The organism is Leisingera sp. S232 (assembly GCF_049800895.1).
Lineage (GTDB): Bacteria > Pseudomonadota > Alphaproteobacteria > Rhodobacterales > Rhodobacteraceae > Leisingera.
On sequence record NZ_JBNAFX010000024.1, the window covers coordinates 46,620 to 72,068 of the forward strand.

Consider the following 25,449-nt stretch of genomic DNA (forward strand, 5'->3'; position numbering starts at 1 on the left):
TGTTTTTTTTACCCCCCGGCGGGGGGGGGGGGCGGCCCCCCGCGGCCCCCCCCCCCCCCCCCCCAAGGCTGCTGTCGTTGCTCTGGCTTTGCCAGTGCAGCGGCCAGGCGCGGGAGAGCTTCCCTTGCGATTTTTGGCAGGCAGTTGATCAGCCTTCCACTTGGCGACAAGGCCACGGGAATCTTGGGCCAGTGTGATGATGTCGGTGCCAGCTGCTCGGAACTGGGCTCCCAAGCCGGCCTAGGCGTGCCTAGCCTCGTTGGTGGTGCCAAGAATGCAGGGTGCGAGACCCGCAGCCTTGATGCGGGAGATGGCGTTTGCCGCTTGCCGTTTCGTGCCCAGCACCACACTGGCATTGGCGGTGTTGTCGTTGATGGTGCCGGTGATGGTCACGTCGCCGGGCTGTAAGGTGGTGACAGTGGAGCCGTGGGCGTTCCTGTCGCGGATCGGGAACATCTTCCGGCTGAGGGAGTTACCCTGGCGGATTGCTGCGATCACGCGGGTGAGGAAAGGGGGGGCATTGAGCTGGGCGGGATCAGAACGGGCACCAGCCAGAAGCTGATGAAACCGGAACTGTCCCGGATCTTGCCCTGCGTCACGTTGAATCTGTCGTGACGCAGACAGTCTCGGCTCGTGCCGTCGTTTGCAAAGTCTAAGCCGCAAGAGATCATTGGCATCCTCTGGCTGGGTGCGGCGGCCTGCCTTGCCGATCATTGCCGCAACTTGGCCATCGTAATCCAGCGTGCGGTTCGCCGGTGGTCGGATCAGTGGGCGTTGGGCGCTGCTGAAGGAGCGCGGGACGCGGGGAAACAGGGACATGTGCTGGGGCTGGACCAGTCGCATCACCTTAGGCTCTTTGCGAATTTGGTGATGACATTGGACCCCAACATCACGTCTGCTGCGTCGCGCATCACGGTTTCGCCCTTTGCATATGGCTGCGGTTGGTGCCGGATTTGGGGCGCAAACAGGCGGGTCTTTGTCGCTGCCTGCCGCAGGTGGTGGTACATTGCGCCGAGGTCGGCGCGGGTCTCCGTTTTGGTTGAGTAGTCCAGTGTGAAATGCGGCAGCTCTTCCATCTTGATCAACATGTGAGGCAATTGCGCTGTTGCGGGGTAAGCAGAAGAAACCGGGGCGGCAATTGCGTTTAGCCGGAAGCGGAGTGATAATCACGTATGTCCAGGATAATGCCTTCCACCGACCGTTCGCTGCCGATTGCCCTTTTGCGGGCACGTGAGCGTGTGATGGGACCAATCCGCGCTTTGCTGAGCGGTGCGGGGCTGACCGAGCAGCAGTGGCGGGTGCTGCGGGTGGTGCAGGAAAGCGGGTCGATCGATCCGACCCAGATTTCCGAAAAGGCCTGCCTGTTGTTGCCCAGCCTGACGCGGATTCTGCAGAAGCTGGAGGAAAAGCAGTTGATCAGCCGGGAGCGTGACGCCGAAGATCGCCGCCGACAGGTCGTGCGGATTGCGCCGGCGGGAGAGAAAATCATTGCTGATAATATTGAGGCCAGCCTCGCGTTGCTGAACCGCACCCGGGCCAGGATGGGGGAGGAGCGATACGAAGCGCTTTTGGATCTGCTGAACGAACTGAATCAGGCAGACCTGTCAGAGTGAGTCGCAGTTGCCGCATTTGGCGCGAATTCTGGGGTGGTTGACGTAAACCAGGCAATAGTGACGTTGGCGGCCACTTTGCGAGAAAGTGGAAAATTTTGTTTGAAAAGTAATGCGTTGAGCGAAATGGCGGGCCGCCGGAAGGCAATGGCGCATGCTGCATGTGCAAAGGTGGATGGGGGAATGTGACGCAAACGGCGCGGCTGGCGTCCGATATCCCCCTGTGAATTGCCGCATTTCTCATTCAGTCTGCCGGGGACAGTTGATGAGGACATCATGCGGTACTCCGGCCTGAAAGTAATCAAGGAGGCCCTGACGGGCCATAAGGGATGGCGCCCCACCTGGCGTGATCCGGAACCCAAGAAAAGCTACGATGTGGTGATCATCGGCGGCGGCGGCCACGGGCTGGCGACGGCTTATTACCTGGCCAAGAACCATGGTATCACCAATGTCGCGGTGATCGAGAAGGGCTGGATCGGCGGCGGCAATGTCGGCCGCAACACCACCATCATCCGCTCCAACTATTTGCTGGACGGCAACGAGCCGTTTTACGAGCTGTCGCTGAAGCTATGGGAAGGGCTGGAGCAGGACTTCAACTACAACGCCATGGTCAGCCAGCGCGGCATTCTGAACCTGGTGCACACCGATGCGCAGCGCGATGCGGCGCGGCGCCGGGGCAATGCGATGATCCTGAACGGCTCGGATGCAGAGCTGCTGGACACCAATGGCGTGCGGGCGATGTATCCGTTCCTGAACTTCAACAACGCGCGTTTCCCGATCAAAGGCGGCCTTTTGCATCGCCGCGGCGGCACTGTGCGCCATGATGCGGTGGCCTGGGGCTATGCCCGCGGCGCCGATCTGCGCGGCGTCGATATCATCCAGAACTGCGAAGTCACCGGTTTCAAGATTGAGAACGGCAAGTGTCTGGGCGTCGAGACCACCAAGGGCTTCATCGGTGCTAACAAGGTCGCAAGCTGCGTTGCCGGCTCTTCCAGCCGGGTGATGGAGAAGGCGGGCATGCGTCTGCCGATCGAAAGCCATGTGCTGCAGGCCTTTGTCTCCGAGGGGCTGAAGCCGGTGCTGGACGGGGTCATCACCTTTGGCGCGGGCCATTTCTACTGCAGCCAGTCGGACAAGGGCGGCCTGGTCTTTGGCGGTGATCTGGACATGTACAATTCCTATGCGCAGCGCGGCAACCTGCCGGTTGTCGAGGACGTGATGGAAGGCGGCATGGCGCTGATCCCCAGCTTAGGCCGGGTGCGGATGCTGCGCAGCTGGGGCGGCATCATGGATATGTCGATGGACGGCTCGCCCTACATCGATAAGACCCATGTTGACGGTCTCTATTTCAACGGCGGCTGGTGCTACGGTGGGTTCAAGGCGACCCCGGCGTCGGGCTGGTGCTATGCGCATCTGCTGGCAACCGATACGCCGCATAAAGTGGCCACAGAATACCGGCTCGACCGGTTCCGCAAGGGCCGCATGATTGACGAAAAGGGCCAGGGCGCCCAGCCGAACCTGCACTGAGGAAGGAAAAAGGCGATGATTATCAACCATCCGATCCTCGGGCCGCGGGACAGCCAGGAATTCACGTATCTTGGCGATGCGGCCCTGATCGACCGGCCTGACTGGCAGGCCGAAGATGCGGCGGATCAGTTTCACGACTATCTGTACCTGCGCGACAATCCGGCGGGCGCACACCGCGAACTGTGGTTTCACGAGCAGGGCGACCGCTCCTGGCTGGTGGTGACCCGCAACACCGTGACCCATGAAATCCTGAATGTCGAACTGGCCCGCGATGCGGCCCGGGCAAGGGGGCGCAGCAAATGACTGACGCAGTGATCAATGCCGGTGCCATGGCGTTTCGCGCCGATGGCAGCAATGGTGCCCGCAAGGGAATGCAGGTCAACCGTCTGGACGGCGGGCTGATCAACGGTGCCCGAAAGTTGGGCTTTTCCTTTGATGGCAAGCGCTATGAAGGGCATGAGGGCGACACGCTGGCCTCGGCTCTTTTGGCCAACGGTGTGCGGCTCATGGGCCGCTCGTTCAAATACCACCGTCCACGCGGGCCTCTGACCTCGGGGTCGGAAGAGCCGAACGCGCTGGTCGAGCTGCGCAGCGGCGGGCGGCAGGAGCCGAACACCCGCGCCACCGTGGCAGAACTGTATGACGGGTTGGAGGCGAACTCACAGAACCGCTGGCCGTCGCTGCAGCATGACTTCATGGCAATCAACGACCGGTTCTCCAACTTCCTGACGGCCGGCTTCTACTACAAGACCTTCATGTGGCCTGCGGCCTTCTGGGAGAAGCTGTACGAGCCCATCATCCGCAAGGCGGCAGGTCTGGGCAGCATCAGTTTCGAGGATGACCCGGACGCCTATGACAAGGGCTTTCTGCATTGCGATCTGCTGGTGATCGGGGCCGGTCCCACCGGCCTGATGGCGGCACTGACGGCTGGCCGCGCCGGCGCGCAGGTGATCATCGCAGACGAAGACTTCCTGCTGGGCGGGCGCCTGAATGCCGAAACCTTTGGCATTGGTGATCTGGCTGGTTCGGCCTGGGTTGAACAGGCGCAGGCGGAGCTGGTGTCGATGCCGAATGTGCGGGTGATGCCGCGCACCACCATCATCGGCGCCTTTGACCACGGTATCTATGGTGCGGTTGAACGCACTGCTGACCATGTGTTGGCACCGGAAGCGGGCAAGCCACGGCAGATCCTGTGGCGGATCTATTCCAAGCGGGCGATGCTGGCGGCTGGTGCAACGGAACGACCCATCGCCTTTGAAAACAACGACCGCCCGGGCGTCATGCTGGCCGGCGCTGTGCGCGCCTATGCCAACCGCTGGGCGGTGACGCCGGATCAGACGGTTGCGGTTTTCACCAACAATGACGACGGCCACCGCACCGCTGCGGATCTGATCGCCAAAGGAGTGAAGGTGACGGCTGTGGTCGACACCCGTGCCGACGCGCCTGCGGTCGAAGGGGCTGAGCTGTTCGCCGGTGCGCAGGTGATCGATACCAAGGGCCGGCTGGGGCTGGAATGGGCGCGGGTGCGCCTGGCCAATGGCACCACCCGCGACGTGCCCTGCGGGGCGCTGGCGGTCTCTGGCGGCTGGAACCCCAACGTGCATCTAACCTGCCACCAGCGCGGCCGTCCGGCCTGGCGCGAAGACATTGCGGCCTTTGTTCCGGCAGGGGATCTGCCGCAGAACCTGTCAGTTGCCGGTGCCGCCAATGGTGATTTCTCGACCGCAGCTGCACTGCGCACTGGGGCCGAAGGCGCCATTGCCGCGCTGTCCGAGCTGGGCATAGAGGCAAAAGCCGGTGATCTGCCCAAGGCCGAGGATGCCCCCGTCAATGTGACCCCCTTCTGGTATGTAAAGGAAGGCAAGGGGCGCGCCTGGCTGGACCAGCAGAACGACGTCACCGTCAAGGATGTGAAACTGGCGCATCAGGAGAATTTCCGCTCGGTCGAGCATCTGAAGCGCTACACCACCCTGGGCATGGCAACCGATCAGGGCAAGACCTCCAATATGGGCGGTCTGGCAGTCATGGCCGAACTGGCCGGCAAGCAGATCCCCGAGGTCGGCACCACCATGTTCCGCCCGCCCTATACGCCGGTATCGTTCGGCGTGATGGCTGGACGGTCCGTGGGCGAGGAATTCCGCCCCACCCGCAAGACCCCCAGCCACAAATGGGCTGAGGAGCAGGGCGCGGAATTTGTCGAGGTTGGCCAATGGCTGCGGGCGCAGTGGTTCCCCAAGTCGGGCGAGACCCATTGGCGCCAGTCGGTGGACCGTGAGGTGCTGCAGACCCGCAACTCGGTTGGCATCTGCGACGTGACCACGCTGGGCAAGATCGACGTGCAGGGCAAGGATGCCGCAGCGTTTCTGAACAAGTTGTATGCCAATGCCTTTGCCAAACTGGCGGTCGGCAAGGTCCGCTATGGCCTGATGCTGCGCGAGGATGGTATTGCCTATGATGATGGCACCGCCGCGCGCTTTGCCGAGGATCATTTCGTGGTGACCACCACCACCGCCAACGCAGTTCTGGTCTACCGCAACATGGAATTTGCGCGCCAGTGCCTGTTCCCTGACATGGATGTGCAGCTGATCTCGACCACCGAGGCCTGGGCGCAGTTCGCGGTGGCGGGTCCGAATTCGCGCAAGCTGCTGCAAAAGGTCGTGGACTCTGAATTCGACATCTCGAACGAGGCGTTCCCCTTCATGGGCTGCGGCGAGGTTACCGTGGCGGGCGGCTGCCGGGCGCGATTGTTCCGGATCTCCTTCTCGGGGGAGCTGGCCTATGAGATCGCGGTGCCAACCCGTTATGGCGATGCGATGATCCGCAAGCTGATGGAAGCGGGCGAGGAATTTGGCGCGGTCCCCTATGGCACCGAGGCGCTGGGCGTCATGCGGATCGAAAAAGGCCACGCGGCTGGCAACGAGCTGAATGGCACCACATCTGCGCTGAACCTTGGCATGGGTCGGATGGTCAGCAAAAAGAAAGACTGTATCGGCAACACCCTGAGCGAACGCGAAGGCATGAACCGGGAGGATGCGCTGAAGCTGGTGGGCTTTAAGCCGGTCGACAGCAGCGCCACCGTCTATGCCGGGGCGCATCTGATGAATGCAGATGGCGAGGTCAGCGCGGCCACCGATCAGGGTTATATCACCTCTGCGGCCTATTCGCCGGTGCTGGAATCCTCGATCGGGATCGGGTTCCTGAAAAACGGCGATGCCCGCAAGGGTGAGGTCATCCGCGCGGTCAATCCGCTGGAAGGGCATGAGACCCGGGTTGAAGTCGTCAGCGCGCATTTTGTGGATCCGGAAGGGGAGCGTCTCCGTGGGTAAGTTTGACAATCATGGCCTGAAGGCCGTTACGCCGCTGGGCGGGTTTGAGCCGCGGGTGGATGCGTTTACCGGTCTGCTGATCCGGGAAGTCAGCGATTGTGCGCTGGCGTCACTGGCGGCACGGCAGGGAGACGAGGATGTGCTGCAGTCCGCGGCCAAATCCTTCCTTGGTGACAGTCTGCCCGAGGCCGCCGCGTGGAATGAACATGGCGATTTTGCCGCCTGGTGGATGGGGCCGGACTTGTGGATGGTCTCTGCCCCGCATGACGAACACGAGCTTCTGGCCGCAGCGCTGAAAGAGGCGGTTGGCGATGCTGGTTCCGTGGTGGAGCAGACCGACGGCTGGTGCCGCTTCGACTTGGAGGGCAGTCGGTGCTTTGATGTGCTGGAACGGCTGTGCAATGCCAATGTTCGGGCCGGCAAACCGGGCGACGCCACCCGCACCTCGATGGAACATTTGGGAGTGTTCCTGCTGTGCCGCGAGCCTGGGCAGCGCTATTCCATTATTGGACCGCGCTCGTCGGCGGCGTCCCTGCATCACGCGCTGGTCACGGCGGTGAACGCAGTTATCTGACCAAAAAGGCCGGTGGTTTCTTTAGAAAACCACCGGCCTTTTTGTGTCTGGAGTTTGGTTCGGGCCGCTCAGGCCGAGGGGATCGGCAGGTTGTCCTGGACCCGGAACAGGTTCACTTTGCGGCGTTCTTCCTGTGGAGAGACGCCAAAGCTGTCGCGGTAATGCTGCGACAGGGTGGAAGAGGTGGCATAGCCCACGGCATTGGCGATCGCGGTGATCGAGTCGCGCGAATACATCACCAGCTGGCGGGCTGCATTCATCCGCAGGGTGCGGTAATAGATCGCCGGGCTTTGGCCGGTGGCGGTTTTGAAACTGCGTTCCAGCTGCCGGGGCGAGACGCCGATCTCGCTGGCGACTTCGCGGATCGACACCGGATGTTCCAGGTTTTCGGCAAACATCTCAACGGCCTTGGCAACCGGTGGCGGCAGGCTGTCGGCGGTGCTGTCGGTCTTGAAGGCGGGTATTTTCTGGCGCACGCCCTCGGCGCGGACCATCGGATGCTGGAACCAGCAGGCGACCTCGGTCATCACCGCATCACCCAAAGCCTGTTCGATCAGCTTTAGGGACAGGTCGAACATCGCAGCGGCGCCGCTGGCGGTATAGCGGCGGCGGTCCAGCACGATGACGTCGTCGGTTGTTGTCAGCGATGGGAACTCGGCGGTGAAGGCGGCCTTGTAACACCAGTGGACAGAGCAGCTGTGCCCGTCCAGGAGGCCGGAGCGCGCCAGAGGAAACACACCACCGGACACCGCGCCCATGGTGGTGCCGTGCCGAGCCAGGTGGCGCAGCCTGCCGTTTGACCCTTTGGGGTCTTCGAATTTGCCTTGTGGGCTGGACAGCAGGAACAGGGTGTCGACGCCGTCGGCTTCGTCCAGAGAACAATCAGGCTGGAAGGCCACATTGGCAGAAGCGGTCACGCTGTTGCCGGTTTCGGACACCAGCTTCCACTGAAAGGTTTCAGACCCGGCAATTTCATTTGCCGCACGCAGGGGCTCGATGGCCGACGTTAGGCAGGCCATTGGAAAGCCGGGAAAAATCAGAAAGCCGAGAGTCATGGTGTTATCGCGCTGCATAGGGCGAACAATAGCTTGCGAAGTGAGATTCGCACAGCAGCAAAGGGCGCTGCCATGTGCGGCAGGATGTCGAACCTGCCGGTGAACACATCCCGGCCCCACCAGACCCGGGCGTCAAACATGCACGAGGTGACCCATTGATCCCGCATGGCCATTTAGACCCTCTTGGGGTTGCGGGCATGGACCACCCTTTGTAGAGGTCGGCGGTGGTCAGGCGGTTGGCGATCTTCTGGCGCCGATGATGGCAATAGGTTTCCTGGTCATCTGCTTCTCCTGCGGGTTCGGACTAATATCCGTGTACCGGGCGGCCTTCAAGGCGGCTGGCACGCGGATCCTGCGGGAGGTCCAGTATGCTCCTGAGACCACGGATCCGGGGCCGGTTGTGGACCCGATGCTGGAGAGCGGAGCTGATATTCTGTGCTGGTGTTCATCCTATGCGCCGATGGTGCATGCGCTGACGGAATATGCCTATGCCAAGGGGTTCCAGGGGCAGATCATCAGCTGCACGATGGATGGCTATGACCGGCTGGTCGCACGGACGTCGCCGGAGCTCATGGAAGGGGTGGTGTTTCAGTTTCCGGATTTCGACGACCCGATGCTGCGGGAAAAGGCGTTTTTCTTCAACCGTCCGCATGTGTTCTTTGCAGAGTACAACCGCCGGTTTCCCGAAACCTGGTCGGCGGTGAGCTGGGAATATGTGGCGATGCTGGATATCTGGCACAGCGCAGTCGAAAAGGCAGGGTCGGTTGCAACGCCATCTGTTCTGGCGGCGATGAAGCAGCTGGGGCATGTCACCCACGCATTTGGTCATGCCGAATGGTGGGGCGAGGAAATATTCGGTATTTCCAATGCTTTGATCGGCGACTGGCCAGTGGTGACAGTGCAGGACAGCAAGGCACGGATCGCCGCGTTCAAGTCGATCCCGGACTGGCTGGCAGCGCATTCCGGCCTGCTGAAGTCAGAGCTGGCGGCGCTGGGGCAGCTTTGGCATCAACGGCTGGAAAGTGGCGGGCCAGGGGGGCAGGTCAGCTCTCGCGCGGTTCAAGGCTGAGCGCCGATCTGGGGCGTCAGGCCTCCTGCAGCAGCAGCTTTTGCTCATCGATCAGATGCAGCTTGATGAATTCCACCGCCGATTCCACATCGCGGGAGGCAATGGCGTTGAACAGCGTATTATAGCGCTTCTGGCAGTCCTGAATCCGCTGCGGTGTCAGATGGCGGCGGCGCAGAGCAGTGCGGCAGGAGAGGCCGCCAGCCTCGATCGCCAGTTCATAGCAGGAACGCAGCAGCGGATTGCCGGAGCCTTCGGCAATTTTGCGGTAGAGATCTTCCTCCGCTTCAATGAAGGCGTCAGGATTGGTGCGCACGGCTTCGACCCGGGAAAGGGTCTGGTCCAATTCCTCAATCTGGCGCGGAGTCATATTGATCACCGCCAGTCGCACCAGTTCCGGTTCCAGAATGCCGCGAACCACCAGATGGTCGAGGGGCGACACCTCCTTTGCCAGGGATGCATAGGCGCTTTCCGGCTTTGGGTCAGAGCGGAACTTAACAAAGCTGCCAGAGCCGGCGCGCCGGTGAATGACCTTCTGGCTTGCCAGCACATCCAGAGCTTCGCGCACCGTATTTCGGGCGACCCCGAGTTCGGACGCCAATGTGCGCTCGGAGGGCAACCGTGTGTCCACCGGGTAGCTGCCGGATTTGATCCGGGCAAACAGCGTGTCAATCACCACCTGCACAGTGGCCCCCACGGAATGGGTGGTCAGGATTTGCGAGGTGGTTTCTTCTGCTGCGCTCATGGTTTGTTTTCCGGGCCGTCTGAGCGGGAACCCCTGCTCCTGTTCATTTTGGCGGCTGCTGTTGCCGGTACGAAAGACCGTCTTGCGATCGTTTTTTGCAACAGTGATTGGCTGATATCATAGCCGTTCCTGCGATGGTCAGCAAGGCAGTGCGGGCGATCTGGTTCTGTCGCTCGGTGTTTTCCGTGCCGCGCTGAAGGTTTGTACCTCATTGTTTTTGTTATTTTTTCTGGGTGTTGTCTGGCAGCCCTGCTGGCGGGCGCGCTGGATTGGCGCATTGTGGCCCAGCCGCTGTTTCGGCCTGTCTCCGGCGGTGGGACCTGGGGGCGGCAAGGAAGCTGTCCAATTCGGCCATGGGCAGGCCAACGCGGCTCAGCAGCAACTATTTTCTGTCCTCTGATGGTAAGGGCTTGGGGAGAATGAGTAACCGCAGTAAAATAATATTCGCACCGTTTCTTGTATTCGAAAAAGTTTTGCGCAACGGCAGCTGCGTGCTTGTCAGGGGCCATCCATAAGGAAGATAACACAGTGGCTAAACTCAAAGATGACAGTGACGCAGTGGCAAATAACCTTTCCCAAGATCCCCATCGGGTCCGTGACGGCTCGGAAAAAGTTCTGGAAGTTGCAATCGGGCGGGAGGTGCGTTCGTTCCGGCGGCAGCAAGGGATCACGGTCGCGGATCTGGCCAATCTGACAGGCTTGTCGATCGGGATGTTGTCGAAAATCGAAAATGGCAACACGTCGCCCTCTTTGACGACACTGCAGCTGCTTGCCAATGCGCTGAGCGTGCCGATCACCTCGTTTTTTCGCCGCTTCGAGGAAAGCCGCGAAGCAGTGCACACCAAGTCTGGCGAAGGTGTCGAGACAGAGCGGGCCGGCACACGGGCTGGGCATCAGTACCAGCTTTTGGGCCATCTCGGCGCCAATGCATCTGGGGTTTTGGTGGAGCCGTACATGATAACATTGACGGAACAGTCGGATGTTTTCCCGACGTTCCAGCATGACGGGATTGAGATGCTGTATATGCTGGAAGGGGAAGTTGATTACCGCCATGGGGACCAGGTGTTTTCCTTGCGGCCTGGTGACACGCTGTTCTTTGATGCCGATGCGCCACATGGGCCGGAAGGCCTGACTGAGCTGCCGGCCCGCTATTTGTCCATAATTTCCTACCCGCAATCGAGCTGAAGCGTCTAGGCAGGCGGCTCCCGCCTGTTTCAGGAACATCCAAGATGTCCTTTCACAGTTGGGCGCAGCGCCGCGCGGCGCGCGGCGCGGTGGCATCCTGCAGCTTCGGTTCCGGATGGTCTGCAGCGCGCAAAGCGCGCTGCCTGGCCCAACGCTGCACAGAGGGCGGGCGCAGCCCGTGGGCTGATGCAGGGGCGGGAGCCGTTCCTTCGGGAAACGGAAAACTGCCGCGTGTGAAACGCGGCAGCCAGTGTGGCGTGTTGTTTGGCAGGGGGCGGCCCGCCGATCCCTTCGGGATTATTCGTCGGGCCAGATGCCGTCCGATGTCGGGCTGCCGTCGTCATATTGCGACAGCCACTCCACCATCAGCGGGCGGTTGTCGATGAAGCCTTTGTAGGTGGCCAGCTCCTCCGGCAGGTCGCGGATCACACGGTGCAGGCGGCGGCCCCATTTCGGCACCGTCACCAGATCGTTGAAGCTGATCAGGTAGCAGCGGATCGGGAACACCAGCGCGTTGGAGCGGGGCAGCCGGAAGAAGGTCTGCAGCTCCACCCGCAGGTGCTGTTTCTCGCCGATGTTGTCCTTTGTCAGACCCTGCTTCATGGTGCCCCATTTGTGGTAGTTTTCGGGGGATGTATCGAGCAGCGGGTTGACGGTCATGGTCCAGTTCAGGCGTCGGGCCGGCTGGCCCTGCTGGATATTCAAGAGGAATTTCAGGGCGCGCACGAAAATGCCCATCTCATGCGCTTTGGGCACTGGCGCGTGCCATTCAAAGAAGTTCATGCCGATGTCAAAGTCCAGCGACCAGTCCGCCTGGGTGGTGACCATGCCGGCATCCATCCACAGGTTGTCGTCGCGCTGGTCCAGCACCGCAAAGTCGCCCTGGGTCTGGCGGGTGATGTATTCCATCGGCCCGTAGGGCAGGGTGCTTTCGTCAAGGAAGGTGAAAGTGTCATCAATCCCCAGCGGCTTGTTGATCCAGCGCCAGCGGTTGCCATCCTTGTGCAGTTCGAACAGGTCCGGATATTCGGCCGCCTTGGCCTCCATGATCAGCTCGACCAGGTCCCAGCCCGCCAGTGTCATATGTGGCAGCGACTGGCAGCGCAGCGGGTCATCCGCCAGCACCCGGGCGCGGTCCTTCATTTCGGAGACATAATGTTCGTCCACATCAAAGGTGCGTTCAAACACAGAGCCGGGCCGGTAGGACTTATGCGGCTCCATGTTCACCGAGTACATGTAGCTGTCCTCGTGGAACGGGAAGGGGAAGCGTTTGATCGCCCAGTCCGAGTTCTTGAACGTGAAGTCGCCATAGAAGGTTTCGTCGTTGAATTGGATTGTCATATCTGTCTCCCTCAGCGGTCCAGGACCAGGGTTTTGCCTTCAAAACGCGACACACAGGGCATGATGTGCTTGCCGCCGGCCTTCTGCTCGTCGGTCAGCCAGTGGTCAAAATGCAGGAACTTGCCGTCATAGCCGATGACATTGGTCTCGCACTGGCCGCAGGCGCCGCCGCGGCAGAGGTAGGGGGCGTCAATGCCGGCTGCTTCCAGGGCCTCCAGCAGCGACTGATGCTCGCCGACTTGAACGACCTTGTTTGAGACGGCGCATTTCACTTCGAACGGCTTGCCTGAGGCGGGCGCCAGGAATTCCTCGGAATGCACGGCTTCGCGCGGCCAGCCCATGCTTTCAGCAGTGCCATGCACCCAGTCGATCATGCCTTTGGGGCCGCAGACATAGACATGGGTGCCAAGCGGCTGGGTGGCCAGCAAAGTGCCAAGGTCGATCGCCTCGCCCTGATCATCGTGATAGATGGTCACCTTGCCGGGATACTTTGCGTCCAGTTCCTCAGCGTAGCTGCCGAGAGAGGCGTTGCGCACCGAATAGTGCAGCTCGAACTGGCCGCCCATCATCGAAAGCTGGTGCATCTGCGCCATGAACGGCGTGATGCCGATCCCGCCGGCCAGCATCAGGTGTTTCTTGGCCCGCAGGTCCAGCGAGAACAGGTTCACCGGGTTGGAGATCACCATCTCCATGCCCTCTTTGACCTGGGAGTGCATGAATTTGGAGCCGCCCCGACCCTCGTCGTCGCGGCGCACAGAGATGGTATAGGCGCCGCGGTCGGCCGGGTTGGACATCAGCGAATAGGCGTTCAGCCGGGTGATGCCGCCGTCCTGCATCTCGACAACAGTGTGGGCGCCGCCCGAGAAGGTCGGCAGGTCGCCGCCGCCGGTGCGGACGAATTTGAAACGGGTGACAAGGTCGTTGACGGGTTTGACCTCGGCCACGGTGACATTCAGTTTTGCGGTGCCAGCACTCATTTGAACAGCTCCACTTTGTCGGGGATATTGCCGGGATCTTCGGCATCCACCCGCACGCCCTGAAAGGCAGCGATGCGGCGCGAATAGTGATCGCGCACGAACAGGCTGAGGCCGCAATGGCTGCATTCAAACGGGTCGGTGGTGACATCTTCGGTGATGCCCTTGCAGTGCACGCATTGCATGCGCCGCGCGGTAGAGCCGCGGTGTTCGGTCTGGATCGCGGTATGTGGGATGCCGGCGGTGGTGGCCTCGGCCATGGCCTGGCCCATCAGGCTTTCGGTGCCGGTCAGGTAGACCTGGGTGCCCATGTGGCAATCCTGAAGGGCGCGGCGGATGCGGCTTTGCGCGGCTTCATATGAGGGGCCTGCATAAAACTGGCCGGCACCCAGGTCTTCCAGCTGGCTGCTGTATTTGGTGCCGGTATTCTTGGGGATGTAGATGATATGGGCCTTGGCCCAGAAGTCCTTGTCCGCAGATTTGGCCAGATCAAGGATCGCCTCGGCGCCGGTTGCATCTGCAATCATCAGGTGACCGCTGCCGGAGCGGGCCTCAAGCTCACCGTAAACCGGGCGGCTTATGATCGAAGGGGGGAATTCTGTTTTAGACATGTGGGTCGCTTTTCCTGCAGTCCGGGTGAACGAAGACGGGCGCCTCCTGGGTGGAGACGCCCGGGATCCGGATCAGCCCTTTGCGGTGCGGATCGATTTGTCCTTGTCGTAGAAAGGCATTTCTTCGGCGGTCGCGGCAATCTCGGTGCCGTCGCCGTTGCGGACGGTCAGCTTGGTGCCGGGTTTGGCGCAGGCCGCCGGCATCCGCGCGATGCCCACGTTGTGCTTGTTCACGTCGGAATACATGCCGTAGGTGACAACGCCGACCTTTTCGCCGTTTTGCAGAAGGTCCGCGCCTTCATCTGCCGGAGTGGTGCCTTCCAGCAGGACACCATAGATCTTGAAACGTTCCTTGCCTTTAGCGGCATAGTGGTTTTCGGCACCGATAAAGCCGGTCTTGCCCGGGGAGACGGTGAATTCCAGGCCCAGCTCCCACAGGGTGTCACCGCAGGTCTCGTTATCGAATGGATAGGTCTCGGAATTGTCACCCGGATAGAACAGCAGATAGCTTTCGGTGCGCAAGAGGTCGAGGGTGGAGAACTGAACCGGAACAATGCCCATGTCCTTGCCGCCTTCCAGGATGCTGTCCCACAGATGAACAGCATCTTTTGACTGGCAGAAGATCTCATAACCGCGCTCGCCGGTGTAACCGGTGCGGGAAATCATAACCGGGCAGCCGAACAGTTTGGTCTGGATGATGCCGAAGTAGGCCAGATCACGGATGCCGGGCACATGTTCCGCCAGAAAATCAACGGCAACCGGGCCTTGCAGGGACATGTCGTGCAGATTGTCGTCGAAGATGACCGCACAGTTCTTGCTGGCTGCGACGGTGCTCAGCTGTTCCATGCCAGTGCCGGTGCCGTGGACAACCATCCAGCTGTTCACAGACAGTCGATAGATGATGCAGTCGTCAACAAATTTGCCCTGATCATTCAGGATCGAGGCATAGGTGGAGCGGCCCGGCATGATCTTTTCAACATTGCGGGTGGTGACCCGGTCGATGACCTGGGCGGCATGTTCACCCACGACATGAACTTTCTTGAGACCGGACACATCCATGAGACCGGCTTTGGTGCGGACCGCCTCATAGTCGGCCTTGGCGCGCTCGGGCGAGTGATCATAGAACCAGGCGGTTCCCATGCCATTCCAATCTTCCAGCTCGCCGCCGATTTCCTTATGCCGCTGCGCCAGCGCTGAAGTCCGCCAGATAATGGCCATCTTATGTGTCTCCCTGATAGTGGCGAACCAAATTCGTTGCTTTGGTTCCATTGGTCTGGTCCAGTTAGCCAAGAGCGGGGGTATCGTGTCAACGATTATTCCTATCAGGAAAAAGATTTTGCCTGAAAGGTCGATTTCTAATGTGTTTGCGGCATGAAAAGCCGTGAATTGGCCTTATGAAAGCGGCGCATTAGGGGCGCAGATGGCCGGAAGCTGTTCGCGGCAAGGGAATCAGGTGCTCCTATGGCGGAGATTTGAATGATTCCGTCGCAAACTTGCCCTTGCTGCACAGATTTGCCGGCCGCCAGAGAGAATGGTCCAGACATTGGTTCAATGGCTGCAAAGCACCGGTAAATCCGTGCGAGACCGGAGGGTTAGCAGCAGAAAACCGCTCCAGAAAGAGACGGCCACGCCTGGGGCGCTTTCCCTAAAGGTAACAATATTTCACATGATTATTGACAGGCCTCCCTGCTGAGACACAATAATAAAGGAAAATAATATTCCCAAGAGGCAAAAAGCCCGAGGAAAACTGCCAACAGGAGGGCAAAACATTGGACGGAAATCTGAACGCGTTAACAACGGTGTTCACCGAGTTCTACTACTGGGTGACCGTTGTCTTCATGTTCCTCATTCACGTGGGGTTCTGCATGTATGAGGTCGGCGCCAGCCGCCACCGCAACCACATGCATACACTGATGAAAAACATCATGATCATTCCACTGGTCACGGTGACATTCTTCTTCTTCGGATGGTGGATTTACTGGGCGTTCCCCAGCTTCCCGTTCTTCGGAGGCCTGAACCATGACGCAGGCGCGGCGAATCTGCCGTGGTCGCAGAACATGGGTACCAACCTGTCAGACCGGATCACCGGCGTGTTCTGGGCGGCGTTCCTGCTGTTCTCGTGGACTGCAGCCTCGATTGTGTCTGGCGCAGTGATCGAACGGATCCGCTCGTCCGCCTTGTGGGTGCACGCGGTATTGATCGGTTCGGTGTTCTGGATCATTGATGCCGCCTGGGGCTGGCATGCCGAAGGCTGGATGGTCAAATATCTGGGGTATCATGACGCCTATGCGTCTGGGGTGATCCACGCGATTGCCGGCGGTTATGCGCTGGGCGTGATTATGGTTCTGGGCCCAAGGATCGGCAAGTTTGCGGCCGACGGCACCCCGCGCGATATCCCGCCGCATAACCCCTGGATGCTGACCATCGGCATCTTCCTGATCTACTCCGGTTTCTGGGGTTTCTACGCAGCCTGCAACATCCCGGTGATTTCGCCTGAGGGCATCGGCGGTCTGCTGACTGGCGAAACCTGGACCGCGACCAATATCTACCTTGCTCCGACGTCGCTGTCCGCGATCACCTTCAACTTCCTGATGTCGCTTTCCGGCGGTCTGATGGCAGCCTATGTGGTGTCCAAGGGCGATGCGTTCTGGACTTTCTCCGGCGGCCTTGCGGGTATCATCACCGCCTCTGCCGGCAATGATCTGTATCACCCGATCCAGGCGATGCTGGTTGGCGCGGTCGGTGTCGTGATCGTTTACAAGCTGCACTACTGGGTCGAACGCAAGTTCAAGATCGACGATGCGGTTGGTGCGGTTGCCGTGCATGGCTACGCTGGCGTCGTGGGGCTGATCATCGCGGGCTTCCTGCTGTGGGGCGCACCAAGCTCGCCCTATGAAGGCTATGCAACCGTCAACCCGGTTGGTCAGGCCATCGGTGCGGTGATCATGTTCTTCGTGCTGGGCTTTCTGCCTGCCTTTGTGATCTCGAAAATGCAGGCCGCGGCAGGTGTGCTGCGTATTCCTGAAGAGGTCGAACTGCAGGGTCTCGATTACGCTGAACACCATGCCTACGAGGATGCCAAAGCCGAAATCATCGCCGCTGACAAGGCTGCGCTGAATGGCGGTGGCGTTCCAGCTGAATAAGGAGATTTGAAATGTCTACCATCGGTTACGACAGCTGGGCAGTGGACCTGGCAGAGGTTGGGGCAGTTTACCCCTTCCAGGGATCTGAAGGGATCATGGTTGTTCTGGGAGTGATCTTCTGGATTGGCTGGCACCGGATCCAGTTTGTCCGGGAGGGGAAGCACTTGGAAGAGGCTAAGAATATGGGAGATAAGGAGAAAATAAACTCCTTGCTCGAGAAGTACTGACCTGAAGCCACTATGGGGCGCGTTAGTGTGGCGCGCCCCAACCCTTCCTTCACAGGAAAATTTGTTTCACAATAGTTGAATGGCGGATCGCAAACTGCTAGCCTTGATTCGAGTTGAAAAGCAGGAGGCACACCCATGTGCGGGATTGTCGGTCTTTTTCTGAAAGACAAATCGTTAGAGCCAAAACTGGGCGAAATGCTCACCGATATGCTCATCACCATGACGGACCGCGGTCCCGACAGTGCTGGCATTGCAATTTACGGATCCGAAGCAGATGGCCGCAGCAAGCTGACTGTTCAGTCGGATGCGCCGGACACGGCCTTTGACGGGCTGGATGGCGCGCTGACCGAGTCGCTGGGCACCCGTGTTTCGATCCGGGTGATCGATACCCACGCGGTGCTTGATGTGCCCGCGGGTAAGGCTGAAGAGGCGCGCAGCGCGCTGGCCGAGCTGCGCCCCGGCATGCGTGTCATGAGCGCAGGCGACACCATCGAGATCTACAAGGAAGTGGGCCTGCCTGAGAAGGTTGCTGATCGTTTCGACGTGCGCGGCATGAGCGGCACCCACGGTATCGGCCACACCCGCATGGCCACAGAATCCGCCGTGACCACAGAGGGCGCACACCCGTTCTCGACCGGATCGGACCAGTGCCTGGTGCACAACGGCTCGCTGTCCAACCACAACTCGCTGCGTCGCAAGCTGCGCCGTGACGGGGTGCGGATTGAAAGCCAGAACGACACCGAAGTCGGTGCGGCCTATCTGACCTGGAAGATGCAGAACGGCGCCACTCTGGGGGAAGCTCTGGAAGGCACGCTGGAGGACCTGGATGGGTTCTTCAACTTTGTTGTGGGCACCAAGGATGGCTTTGGCGTGGTCCGCGACCCGATCGCCTGTAAGCCGGCCGTGATGGCGGAAACCGAGCAGTATGTGGCTTTCGGTTCCGAATACCGCGCGTTGGTGAATCTGCCGGGCATCGAAGACGCCAAGGTCTGGGAGCCCGAACCCGCAACCGTTTACTTCTGGAACCACTAAGATGCAGACATATGATCTTGAAGCAAATGGCCTGCGCGGTCTGAACTCCGCCCTGCAGGAACTGAACGGCAGCACCAACAAGACGTCCTGGGAAATCGTCAACCCAAAGGGCAGCCATGCAATTGCGGTTGGCCTGAACTCCCCGGTGGATGTGACCATCAAGGGCTCGACCGGCTATTACTGCGCCGGCATGAACCAGCAGGCGACCGTGACGGTCAAGGGTTCAGTTGGTCCGGGTGTTGCGGAAAACATGATGTCCGGCACCGTGGTCGTCGAAGGCGACGCCAGCCAGTATGCCGGGGCCACCGGCCAGGGCGGCCTGCTGGTCATCAAGGGCAATGCCTCCTCGCGCTGCGGCATCTCGATGAAAGGCATCGATATCGTGGTGCATGGCAACATCGGCCATATGTGCGCCTTTATGGGGCAGGCCGGCAATCTGGTGGTGCTGGGGGATGCGGGCGATGCGCTGGGCGACAGCTGCTATGAAGCGCGCTTCTTTGTGCGCGGCAGTGTCAAAAGCCTGGGGGCCGACTGTGTCGAGAAGGAAATGCGTCCCGAACACATTGAGATCCTGAAGGATCTTCTGACCCGCGCTGGTGCCGACGCCAAGCCGGAAGAGTTCAAGCGTTACGGCTCTGCTCGCCAGCTCTACAATTTCGACGTCGACAATGCGCAAGCGTACTAAGGACAGGATCAAAAGGCATGGATAACAAGAACATCCCCCGTACCGAGCCGATCCAGTCGGCAACCTTCACAAACCCGATCAACGCGGAAATCCGCCGCGCGGCAGCCACCGGGATCTATGACATCCGCGGCGGCGGCGCCAAGCGCCGGGTCCCGCATTTCGATGACCTCCTGTTCCTTGGCGCCTCGGTGTCCCGCTACCCGCTGGAGGGCTACCGTGAGAAATGCGAAACCAAGGTGACCCTGGGCACCCGGTTCGCCAAGAAGCCGATAGAACTGGACATTCCGGTCACCATCGCCGGCATGAGCTTTGGGGCGCTGTCCGGTCCTGCCAAAGAGGCCCTGGGCCGCGGCGCATCCGCAGCCGGCACCTCGACCACCACCGGCGACGGCGGCATGACGCCAGAGGAGCGGGGCCATTCCTCCAAGCTGGTCTATCAGTATCTGCCGTCCCGTTACGGCATGAACCCGGATGACCTGCGCAAGGCGGATGCGATTGAGATCGTGGTCGGTCAGGGGGCAAAGCCCGGCGGCGGCGGTATGCTGCTGGGCCAGAAGATCTCGGACCGGGTTGCAGAGATGCGCTGCCTGCCCAAAGGCATCGACCAGCGTTCGGCCTGCCGCCATCCGGACTGGACCGGCCCGGATGATCTGGAAATCAAGATCCTGGAGCTGCGGGAAATCACCGACTGGCAGGTTCCGATCTATGTGAAGGTCGGCGGCACACGCCCCTATTACGACACGGCGCTGGCAGTGAAAGCGGGTGCGGATGTTGTGGTTCTGGACGGCATGCAGGGCGGCACAGCCGCAACGCAGGATGTGTTCATCGAACATGTGGGCCTGCCAACGCTTGCCTGTATCCGGCCTGCGGTGCAGGCGCTGCAGGATCTGGGCGTGCACCGCGAAGTGCAGCTGGTCATCTCTGGCGGTATTCGCACCGGTGCAGATGTGGCCAAGGCGCTGGCGCTGGGCGCTGACGCAGTTGCCATCGGTACTGCGGCGCTGATCGCGCTTGGCGACAATGACCCGAAATGGGAAAGCGAGTACCAGAAGCTGGGCACCACCACCGGCGCCTATGATGATTGGCACGAAGGCCAGGATCCGGCCGGCATCACCACCCAGGACCCGGAGCTGATGCAGCGCCTGGACCCGGTCGATGCGGGCCGCCGCCTGCGCAACTACCTCAAGGTGATGACGCTGGAAGCCCAGACCATTGCCCGCGCCTGCGGCCACAACCACCTGCACAATCTCGAACCCGAGGATCTGTGCGCCCTGACCATGGAGGCCGCTGCCATGGCGCGCGTGCCACTGGCCGGCACCGACTGGTACCCGGGCAAGGCAGGGTTCTGAAGTTAAGCGGGGCGCGGCCGACAGCGGTCCGCGCCTCATTTCCGAAATACGTTCAACAGGGAAAGGAAGTAGGACCATGACGGTAGATCTGGCCGCTTTCGCGAAAGAAAAAGGCGTTAAATACTTCATGATCTCCTTCACCGATTTGTTCGGTGGCCAGCGCGCCAAACTGGTGCCGGCGCAGGCGATTGCGGATATGCAGGAAGACGGGGCTGGCTTTGCAGGTTTTGCCACCTGGCTTGACCTCACCCCGGCGCACCCCGACATGCTGGCGGTGCCGGACCCCTCGTCGGTGATCCAGTTGCCGTGGAAGCCGGAGGTCGCCTGGGTGGCGGCTGACTGCGTCATGGAAGGAGAGGATGTGGCCCAGGCGCCGCGCAACGTACTGCGCCGCCTGATCAAAGAGGCGGCGAATGAGGGCCTGCATGTGAAGACCGGCATCGAGGCCGAGTTTTTCCTGCTGACCCCGGATGGAGAGGAAATCTCCGATCCATTCGATACCGCCGAGAAGCCCTGCTATGACCAGCAGGCGGTGATGCGCCGCTATGACGTGGTACGCGAGATCTGCGACTATATGTTGGAACTGGGCTGGGGCCCGTATCAGAACGACCACGAGGACGCCAACGGCCAGTTTGAGATGAACTGGGAGTTCGACGACGCGCTGTCGACCGCAGACAAACACAGCTTCTTCAAGTTCATGACCAAATCGGTGGCGGAAAAGCACGGCTACCGCGCGACCTTCATGCCAAAGCCGATCGAAGGCCTGACGGGTAACGGTTGTCACGCCCATATCTCGGTCTGGGATGCGCCGGGCGCCGACGCCCGCAACAACGTCTTTGCGGCTGACAAAGGTGAAGGCCAGATTGCAGAGCTGGGCCTGTCCGAGCAGGGCGGCTGGTTCCTGGGTGGCATCATGAAACATGCCTCGGCGCTGGCGGCGATCACCAACCCGACGGTGAACTCCTACAAGCGCATCAATGCGCCGCGCACCATGTCGGGCGCCACCTGGGCGCCAAACACCGTGACCTGGACCGGCAACAACCGCACCCATATGGTACGGGTGCCCGGCCCGGGCCGGTTCGAGCTGCGCCTGCCTGACGGGGCTGTGAACCCTTATCTGCTGCAGGCGGTGATCATCGCGGCCGGCCTTTCCGGCATCCGCTCCAAAGCAGATCCGGGTCCACGCCGTGACATTGACATGTATGCCGAAGGGCATTCTGTCACTGATGCGCCCAAACTGCCGCTGAACATGCTGGATGCCCTGCGCTTCTATGATCAGGACGAAGAGCTGAAGAGCATGATGGGCGACGAATTCTCCGGTGCTTACATCAAAATGAAGCAGCAGGAGTGGAACTCCTTTGTGAACCACTTCTCCCGCTGGGAAAAAGACAACACGCTGGATATCTGATCCGCCAGTGATTCCCCTGTCCGGCCTTTGGTGCGGACCCTGCACGGCCCGGGCAATGCCCGGGCCCTTTTTGTTTGCGGCAGGCCTTGCCGCATATGCGCCGTCTTCACCCGGGGTGAAATTCCGCCTGTTTCCGATCGGCGCCTGATGCGCTGAAAGCAGCCTGTTTTTCGGGCAAAACCAGCCAGGAATGCATTGACGCACAGGAAGAAAATTTCATTAATAGGAAAATATCGTGCCTCACCAGAGCGCACACCACGGGGTTTCAGCCCGCAGAGACGGCAAAAGGGAGATGGCCATGAGCTACAAGAGTGACATCGAGATTGCGCGTGAAGCGCAGAAGAAGCCGATCCAGGAGATTGGTGCGAAGATCGGTATTTCGGACAGCGATCTGCTGCCCTATGGGCACGACAAGGCGAAAGTCAGCCAGTCTTTCATCAACTCTGTTCAGGACAAGGCAGACGGCAAGCTGATCCTGGTGACTGCGATCAACCCGACGCCGGCAGGTGAAGGCAAGACCACCACCACCGTGGGTCTGGGCGACGGTCTGAACCGGATCGGCAAGAACGCGATGATCTGTATCCGCGAAGCGTCCTTGGGCCCGAACTTCGGCATGAAGGGCGGCGCTGCAGGCGGCGGCTATGCACAGGTCGTGCCGATGGAGGAGATGAACCTCCACTTCACCGGCGATTTCCACGCCATCACCTCGGCCCACTCGCTGCTGTCGGCCATGATCGACAACCACATCTACTGGGGCAACGAATGCGACATCGACGTGCGCCGGGTTGCATGGCGCCGGGTGGTCGACATGAACGACCGGGCGCTCCGCACCATCACCGCGTCTTTGGGCGGTGTGTCCAACGGTTTCCCGCGCGAAGCAGGCTTTGACATCACCGTGGCGTCCGAAGTGATGGCGATCCTGTGCCTGGCGAACGACCTCAAGGATCTGGAAAAGCGCCTGGGCGACATCATCGTGGCCTACCGCCGCGACAAGACCCCGGTCTATTGCCGCGACATCAAGGCAGAGGGCGCGATGACCGTTCTGCTGAAAGACGCGATGCAGCCGAACCTGGTGCAGACCCTGGAAAACAACCCGGCCTTCGTGCACGGCGGCCCCTTCGCCAATATCGCACATGGCTGTAACTCGGTCATTGCCACCAAGACCGCGCTGAAGGTTGCCGACTACGTCGTGACCGAAGCAGGCTTTGGTGCCGACCTCGGCGCCGAGAAGTTCATGAACATCAAATGCCGCAAGGCAGGCATCGCACCGTCCGCGGTTGTGCTGGTTGCCACCGTGCGCGCGATGAAGATGAACGGCGGCGTGGCCAAGGCCGACCTGGGTGCGGAAAACGTCGAGGCGGTCTCCAACGGCTGTGCCAACCTCGGCCGCCACATCGAGAACGTCAAATCCTTTGGCGTGCCGGTTGTTGTGGGCATCAACCACTTCGTGACCGACACCGATGCCGAAGTGCAGGCGGTCAAGGACTACTGCGCCGAGCATGGTGTCGAGGCGGTTCTGTCGCGCCACTGGGAGCTGGGCTCCGAGGGCTCTGCGCCGCTGGCCGAGAAAGTGGTTGAGATCGTCGAAGGCGGCACTGCCAACTTTGCGCCGATCTACCCGGATGAGATGCCGCTGTTTGAGAAGATCGAAACCATCGCCAAGCGCATCTACCGCGCTGACGAGGTGCTGGCGGACAACAAGATCCGCAACCAGCTGAAGGAATGGGAAGACGCAGGCTACGGCAACCTGCCGGTCTGCATGGCGAAAACCCAATACTCCTTCTCGACCGATCCCAGCTTGCGCGGCGCGCCCACCGGCCATTCGGTGCCGGTGCGGGAAGTCCGCCTGTCTGCGGGCGCGGGCTTCATCGTTGCGGTCTGCGGCGAGATCATGACCATGCCGGGCCTGCCGCGCAAACCGGCAGCGGAAACCATCTGCCTCAATGACGACGGCCAGATCGAAGGCTTGTTCTAAGACGCAAAATGCGCTTTTTGCGGCCCGGGGAGACCCCGGGCCGCAAGAGTTTCAAGCGCAATCCGAAGTCTGAGGCACCGCCACTGGTCCGAGGGGACGAAGACGGGAACCGGGTTTTGGAAGGAAGTGCGCGACCACTGAGAATGGTCAGAGCCTCATTTGGCCCAAAGCAATGAAAGCCGAGGCTCTGACATATGACCAAACTGACACCGCCAGAAGATTGCTTCTCGATGGAGGCGCTGCGCGCGGAAATTGACAGGCTCGATTGTGAGCTGGTGCAACGTCTGGCCGTCCGGGCGGGGTATATCGACCGGGCGATTGCGCTGAAGCAGCTCAGCGGCTGGCCGGCGCGGATCCCGGAGCGGGTCGAGGAAGTGGTCATGAACGCCCGCGCCGTGGCAGCAGGAGAGGGGCTGGACCCCGATCTGATCGAAGCCCTGTGGCGGCAGCTGGTGGATTGGTCGATTGCCCGCGAGGCGCGGGTGATCCGGGAGGAGTGATGCTGAGCAGGGCCACCTGCGGCTCGGGCATCGCGACCAACTTAGGTGTGTGATGCTGAGCAGGGCCACCTGCGGCTCGGGCATCGCGACCAACTGAAGTGAATAGACGGGCCGGAGGCCTGCGGCAAAAGGAAGAGATCAAATGGCAGCAACTCTGATTGACGGCAAGGCCTTTGCGGCCAAGGTGCGCGGCCAGGTGGCCGAACATGTGACGCGGCTGAAAGAGGAAAACGGCATCACCCCCGGCCTGGCGGTGGTTCTGGTCGGCGAAGACCCCGCCTCCCAGGTCTATGTGCGCTCCAAGGGCAAGCAGACCGTCGAGGTCGGCATGAACTCGGTGGAGCACAAGCTGGACGCAGAGACCTCCGAGGCGGATCTGCTGGCCGTGGTCGAGCAGCTGAACAACGACCCGGCGATCCATGGCATCCTGGTGCAGCTGCCGCTGCCGGGGCATCTGGACGAAGATCTGATCATCAACTCGATCGCGCCGGAAAAAGACGTGGACGGTTTCCACATCTCCAATGTGGGCCTTCTGGGCACCGGTCAGAAATCGATGGTGCCCTGCACGCCGCTGGGCTGCCTGATGATGCTGCGCGACCACCATGGCAGCCTGTCGGGCATGGATGCGGTTGTGATCGGCCGCTCCAACATCGTTGGCAAGCCGATGGCGCAATTGCTGCTGGGCGACAGCTGCACCGTGACCATCGCGCACAGCCGCACCAAGGACCTGCCCGATGTGGTGCGCCGCGCCGACATCGTGGTGGCAGCCGTGGGGCGTCCGGAAATGGTGCCGGGCGACTGGATCAAGGAAGGCGCCACCGTCATCGACGTGGGCATCAACCGCATTGAGCGGGACGGCAAGAACAAGCTGGTCGGCGACGTTGATTTTGCCTCTGCCGCGGAGCGCGCCGGCGCCATCACCCCGGTTCCCGGCGGCGTCGGCCCGATGACCATTGCGTGTCTCCTGGCCAACACCGTCACCGCCTGCTGCCGCGCCAACAACCTCCCCGAGCCAGAAGGCCTCACGGCCTGAACGGCACCGCAGAACCGCAACAGCTGAAACAGATACTCCCGCCGCATCGCCTCCCCTCTCAGCGGCAAAGCCGCCTGACGGGC

24 protein-coding genes are annotated in these 25,449 nt (G+C 60.9%); 16 read left to right on the top strand and 8 right to left on the bottom strand.

Translation table 11 applies throughout. The features are described from left to right. Nucleotides 1-240: 240 nt before the first annotated feature. Together ACP151_RS14545 and ACP151_RS14550 are read right to left on the bottom strand one after the other, a co-directional pair. On the bottom strand, nucleotides 241-819 hold the full coding sequence (locus tag ACP151_RS14545) for a hypothetical protein (RefSeq protein ID WP_424979627.1): 579 nt from the start codon (nucleotides 817-819) through the stop codon (nucleotides 241-243). A gap of 23 nt (nucleotides 820-842) precedes the next feature. Continuing rightward, the gene (locus ACP151_RS14550) at nucleotides 843-1,088 is read right to left on the bottom strand and encodes a hypothetical protein (RefSeq protein WP_424979628.1); all 246 of its coding nucleotides are present in this window, start codon (nucleotides 1,086-1,088) and stop codon (nucleotides 843-845) included. A gap of 84 nt (nucleotides 1,089-1,172) precedes the next feature. Between ACP151_RS14550 and hpaR the strand changes: the two genes are divergently transcribed. From hpaR to ACP151_RS14575, 5 genes are all read left to right on the top strand, one after another. Further along, complete coding sequence (hpaR, locus tag ACP151_RS14555) at nucleotides 1,173-1,613, top strand: homoprotocatechuate degradation operon regulator HpaR (protein WP_424979629.1); 441 nt, start codon at nucleotides 1,173-1,175, stop codon at nucleotides 1,611-1,613. Nucleotides 1,614-1,886: 273 nt separating this feature from the next. Beyond that, complete coding sequence (locus ACP151_RS14560; RefSeq protein ID WP_424979630.1) at nucleotides 1,887-3,137, top strand: sarcosine oxidase subunit beta family protein; 1,251 nt, start codon at nucleotides 1,887-1,889, stop codon at nucleotides 3,135-3,137. A gap of 15 nt (nucleotides 3,138-3,152) precedes the next feature. Further along, nucleotides 3,153-3,440, top strand: a complete 288-nt coding sequence (locus tag ACP151_RS14565) for a sarcosine oxidase subunit delta (RefSeq protein ID WP_424979631.1) — start codon at nucleotides 3,153-3,155, stop codon at nucleotides 3,438-3,440. A gap of 26 nt (nucleotides 3,441-3,466) precedes the next feature. Further along, entirely contained in the window at nucleotides 3,467-6,463 is a 2,997-nt protein-coding gene (locus tag ACP151_RS14570) for a sarcosine oxidase subunit alpha family protein (protein WP_424979648.1), read from the top strand. Then, complete coding sequence (locus ACP151_RS14575) at nucleotides 6,456-7,037, top strand: sarcosine oxidase subunit gamma (RefSeq protein ID WP_424979632.1); 582 nt, start codon at nucleotides 6,456-6,458, stop codon at nucleotides 7,035-7,037. Before ACP151_RS14570 ends, ACP151_RS14575 begins: the two co-directional genes overlap by 8 nt. A gap of 68 nt (nucleotides 7,038-7,105) precedes the next feature. Here ACP151_RS14575 and ACP151_RS14580 read toward each other — a convergent pair whose 3' ends face one another. After that, the gene (locus ACP151_RS14580; RefSeq protein WP_424979633.1) at nucleotides 7,106-8,110 is read right to left on the bottom strand and encodes a GlxA family transcriptional regulator; all 1,005 of its coding nucleotides are present in this window, start codon (nucleotides 8,108-8,110) and stop codon (nucleotides 7,106-7,108) included. 241 nt (nucleotides 8,111-8,351) lie between these two features. Here ACP151_RS14580 and ACP151_RS14585 point away from each other — a divergent pair, with 241 nt between their 5' ends. Beyond that, nucleotides 8,352-9,161: an ABC transporter substrate-binding protein gene (locus ACP151_RS14585; protein WP_424979634.1), complete on the top strand. Its 810-nt coding sequence runs from the start codon at nucleotides 8,352-8,354 to the stop codon at nucleotides 9,159-9,161. 16 nt (nucleotides 9,162-9,177) lie between these two features. On the opposite strand, the gene ACP151_RS14590 is transcribed toward ACP151_RS14585, so the two are convergent. After that, nucleotides 9,178-9,903, bottom strand: a complete 726-nt coding sequence (locus ACP151_RS14590) for a FadR/GntR family transcriptional regulator (protein WP_424979635.1) — start codon at nucleotides 9,901-9,903, stop codon at nucleotides 9,178-9,180. A 528-nt stretch (nucleotides 9,904-10,431) separates the two neighbouring features. Here ACP151_RS14590 and ACP151_RS14595 point away from each other — a divergent pair. Beyond that, nucleotides 10,432-11,088 carry a helix-turn-helix domain-containing protein gene (locus tag ACP151_RS14595; RefSeq protein WP_424979636.1) on the top strand — a complete coding sequence of 219 codons (657 nt, stop codon included), beginning with the start codon at nucleotides 10,432-10,434 and terminating at the stop codon, nucleotides 11,086-11,088. Between the two features lie 297 nt (nucleotides 11,089-11,385). Here the strand turns inward: ACP151_RS14595 and ACP151_RS14600 are convergent, their stop codons facing one another. From ACP151_RS14600 to ACP151_RS14615, 4 genes are all read right to left on the bottom strand, one after another. Then, nucleotides 11,386-12,429 (bottom strand): heme-dependent oxidative N-demethylase family protein, encoded by a 1,044-nt coding sequence (locus ACP151_RS14600; RefSeq protein WP_424979637.1) that lies wholly within the window; start codon nucleotides 12,427-12,429, stop codon nucleotides 11,386-11,388. 11 nt (nucleotides 12,430-12,440) lie between these two features. After that, nucleotides 12,441-13,406 carry a PDR/VanB family oxidoreductase gene (locus tag ACP151_RS14605; RefSeq protein WP_424979638.1) on the bottom strand — a complete coding sequence of 322 codons (966 nt, stop codon included), beginning with the start codon at nucleotides 13,404-13,406 and terminating at the stop codon, nucleotides 12,441-12,443. Continuing rightward, nucleotides 13,403-14,014, bottom strand: coding sequence for a dimethylamine monooxygenase subunit DmmA family protein (locus tag ACP151_RS14610; protein ID WP_424979639.1), 612 nt, complete (start codon nucleotides 14,012-14,014; stop codon nucleotides 13,403-13,405). Before ACP151_RS14610 ends, ACP151_RS14605 begins: the two co-directional genes overlap by 4 nt. A 72-nt stretch (nucleotides 14,015-14,086) precedes the next feature. Then, a complete protein-coding gene (locus ACP151_RS14615; RefSeq protein ID WP_424979640.1) occupies nucleotides 14,087-15,232 on the bottom strand; it encodes an aminomethyltransferase family protein in 1,146 nt (381 codons plus the stop codon). 551 nt (nucleotides 15,233-15,783) lie between these two features. On the opposite strand from ACP151_RS14615, the gene ACP151_RS14620 reads away from it, so the two are divergent. From ACP151_RS14620 to folD, 9 genes are all read left to right on the top strand, one after another. Then, nucleotides 15,784-17,157 carry an ammonium transporter gene (locus tag ACP151_RS14620; protein WP_424979641.1) on the top strand — a complete coding sequence of 458 codons (1,374 nt, stop codon included), beginning with the start codon at nucleotides 15,784-15,786 and terminating at the stop codon, nucleotides 17,155-17,157. An 11-nt stretch (nucleotides 17,158-17,168) separates the two neighbouring features. Then, nucleotides 17,169-17,384 (top strand): hypothetical protein, encoded by a 216-nt coding sequence (locus ACP151_RS14625; RefSeq protein ID WP_424979642.1) that lies wholly within the window; start codon nucleotides 17,169-17,171, stop codon nucleotides 17,382-17,384. 135 nt (nucleotides 17,385-17,519) lie between these two features. Continuing rightward, nucleotides 17,520-18,416 carry a class II glutamine amidotransferase gene (locus ACP151_RS14630; protein WP_424979643.1) on the top strand — a complete coding sequence of 299 codons (897 nt, stop codon included), beginning with the start codon at nucleotides 17,520-17,522 and terminating at the stop codon, nucleotides 18,414-18,416. Nucleotide 18,417: 1 nt separating this feature from the next. Beyond that, the gene (locus ACP151_RS14635; protein WP_424979644.1) at nucleotides 18,418-19,101 is read left to right on the top strand and encodes a protein GlxC; all 684 of its coding nucleotides are present in this window, start codon (nucleotides 18,418-18,420) and stop codon (nucleotides 19,099-19,101) included. Between the two features lie 17 nt (nucleotides 19,102-19,118). Further along, entirely contained in the window at nucleotides 19,119-20,450 is a 1,332-nt protein-coding gene (locus ACP151_RS14640; protein WP_424979645.1) for an FMN-binding glutamate synthase family protein, read from the top strand. A 76-nt stretch (nucleotides 20,451-20,526) separates the two neighbouring features. Beyond that, nucleotides 20,527-21,858: a type III glutamate--ammonia ligase gene (gene glnT / locus ACP151_RS14645; RefSeq protein WP_424979646.1), complete on the top strand. Its 1,332-nt coding sequence runs from the start codon at nucleotides 20,527-20,529 to the stop codon at nucleotides 21,856-21,858. Nucleotides 21,859-22,156: 298 nt separating this feature from the next. After that, nucleotides 22,157-23,833, top strand: a complete 1,677-nt coding sequence (locus ACP151_RS14650) for a formate--tetrahydrofolate ligase (RefSeq protein ID WP_424978158.1) — start codon at nucleotides 22,157-22,159, stop codon at nucleotides 23,831-23,833. 194 nt (nucleotides 23,834-24,027) lie between these two features. After that, nucleotides 24,028-24,333 (top strand): chorismate mutase, encoded by a 306-nt coding sequence (locus ACP151_RS14655; protein WP_424978025.1) that lies wholly within the window; start codon nucleotides 24,028-24,030, stop codon nucleotides 24,331-24,333. A gap of 142 nt (nucleotides 24,334-24,475) precedes the next feature. After that, on the top strand, nucleotides 24,476-25,366 hold the full coding sequence (gene folD / locus ACP151_RS14660; protein WP_424978026.1) for a bifunctional methylenetetrahydrofolate dehydrogenase/methenyltetrahydrofolate cyclohydrolase FolD: 891 nt from the start codon (nucleotides 24,476-24,478) through the stop codon (nucleotides 25,364-25,366). Nucleotides 25,367-25,449: the final 83 nt, after the last annotated feature.

Bases quoted from the DNA above. Each gene is read 5' to 3' on its own strand.
- ACP151_RS14550 (WP_424979628.1), bottom strand. From the start codon at position 1,088: ATGTTGATCAAGATGGAAGAGCTGCCGCATTTCACACTGGACTACTCA.
- ACP151_RS14605 (WP_424979638.1), bottom strand. From the start codon at position 13,406: ATGAGTGCTGGCACCGCAAAACTGAATGTCACCGTGGCCGAGGTCAAA.
- ACP151_RS14630 (WP_424979643.1), top strand. From the start codon at position 17,520: ATGTGCGGGATTGTCGGTCTTTTTCTGAAAGACAAATCGTTAGAGCCA.
- ACP151_RS14565 (WP_424979631.1), top strand. From the start codon at position 3,153: ATGATTATCAACCATCCGATCCTCGGGCCGCGGGACAGCCAGGAATTC.
- ACP151_RS14600 (WP_424979637.1), bottom strand. From the start codon at position 12,429: ATGACAATCCAATTCAACGACGAAACCTTCTATGGCGACTTCACGTTC.
- ACP151_RS14615 (WP_424979640.1), bottom strand. From the start codon at position 15,232: ATGGCCATTATCTGGCGGACTTCAGCGCTGGCGCAGCGGCATAAGGAA.
- hpaR (WP_424979629.1), top strand. From the start codon at position 1,173: ATGTCCAGGATAATGCCTTCCACCGACCGTTCGCTGCCGATTGCCCTT.
- ACP151_RS14650 (WP_424978158.1), top strand. From the start codon at position 22,157: ATGAGCTACAAGAGTGACATCGAGATTGCGCGTGAAGCGCAGAAGAAG.
- ACP151_RS14640 (WP_424979645.1), top strand. From the start codon at position 19,119: ATGGATAACAAGAACATCCCCCGTACCGAGCCGATCCAGTCGGCAACC.
- folD (WP_424978026.1), top strand. From the start codon at position 24,476: ATGGCAGCAACTCTGATTGACGGCAAGGCCTTTGCGGCCAAGGTGCGC.
- glnT (WP_424979646.1), top strand. From the start codon at position 20,527: ATGACGGTAGATCTGGCCGCTTTCGCGAAAGAAAAAGGCGTTAAATAC.
- ACP151_RS14590 (WP_424979635.1), bottom strand. From the start codon at position 9,903: ATGAGCGCAGCAGAAGAAACCACCTCGCAAATCCTGACCACCCATTCC.
- ACP151_RS14585 (WP_424979634.1), top strand. From the start codon at position 8,352: ATGGCAATAGGTTTCCTGGTCATCTGCTTCTCCTGCGGGTTCGGACTA.
- ACP151_RS14570 (WP_424979648.1), top strand. From the start codon at position 3,467: ATGGCGTTTCGCGCCGATGGCAGCAATGGTGCCCGCAAGGGAATGCAG.
- ACP151_RS14545 (WP_424979627.1), bottom strand. From the start codon at position 819: ATGTCCCTGTTTCCCCGCGTCCCGCGCTCCTTCAGCAGCGCCCAACGC.
- ACP151_RS14610 (WP_424979639.1), bottom strand. From the start codon at position 14,014: ATGTCTAAAACAGAATTCCCCCCTTCGATCATAAGCCGCCCGGTTTAC.
- ACP151_RS14625 (WP_424979642.1), top strand. From the start codon at position 17,169: ATGTCTACCATCGGTTACGACAGCTGGGCAGTGGACCTGGCAGAGGTT.
- ACP151_RS14635 (WP_424979644.1), top strand. From the start codon at position 18,418: ATGCAGACATATGATCTTGAAGCAAATGGCCTGCGCGGTCTGAACTCC.
- ACP151_RS14580 (WP_424979633.1), bottom strand. From the start codon at position 8,110: ATGCAGCGCGATAACACCATGACTCTCGGCTTTCTGATTTTTCCCGGC.
- ACP151_RS14655 (WP_424978025.1), top strand. From the start codon at position 24,028: ATGACCAAACTGACACCGCCAGAAGATTGCTTCTCGATGGAGGCGCTG.
- ACP151_RS14560 (WP_424979630.1), top strand. From the start codon at position 1,887: ATGCGGTACTCCGGCCTGAAAGTAATCAAGGAGGCCCTGACGGGCCAT.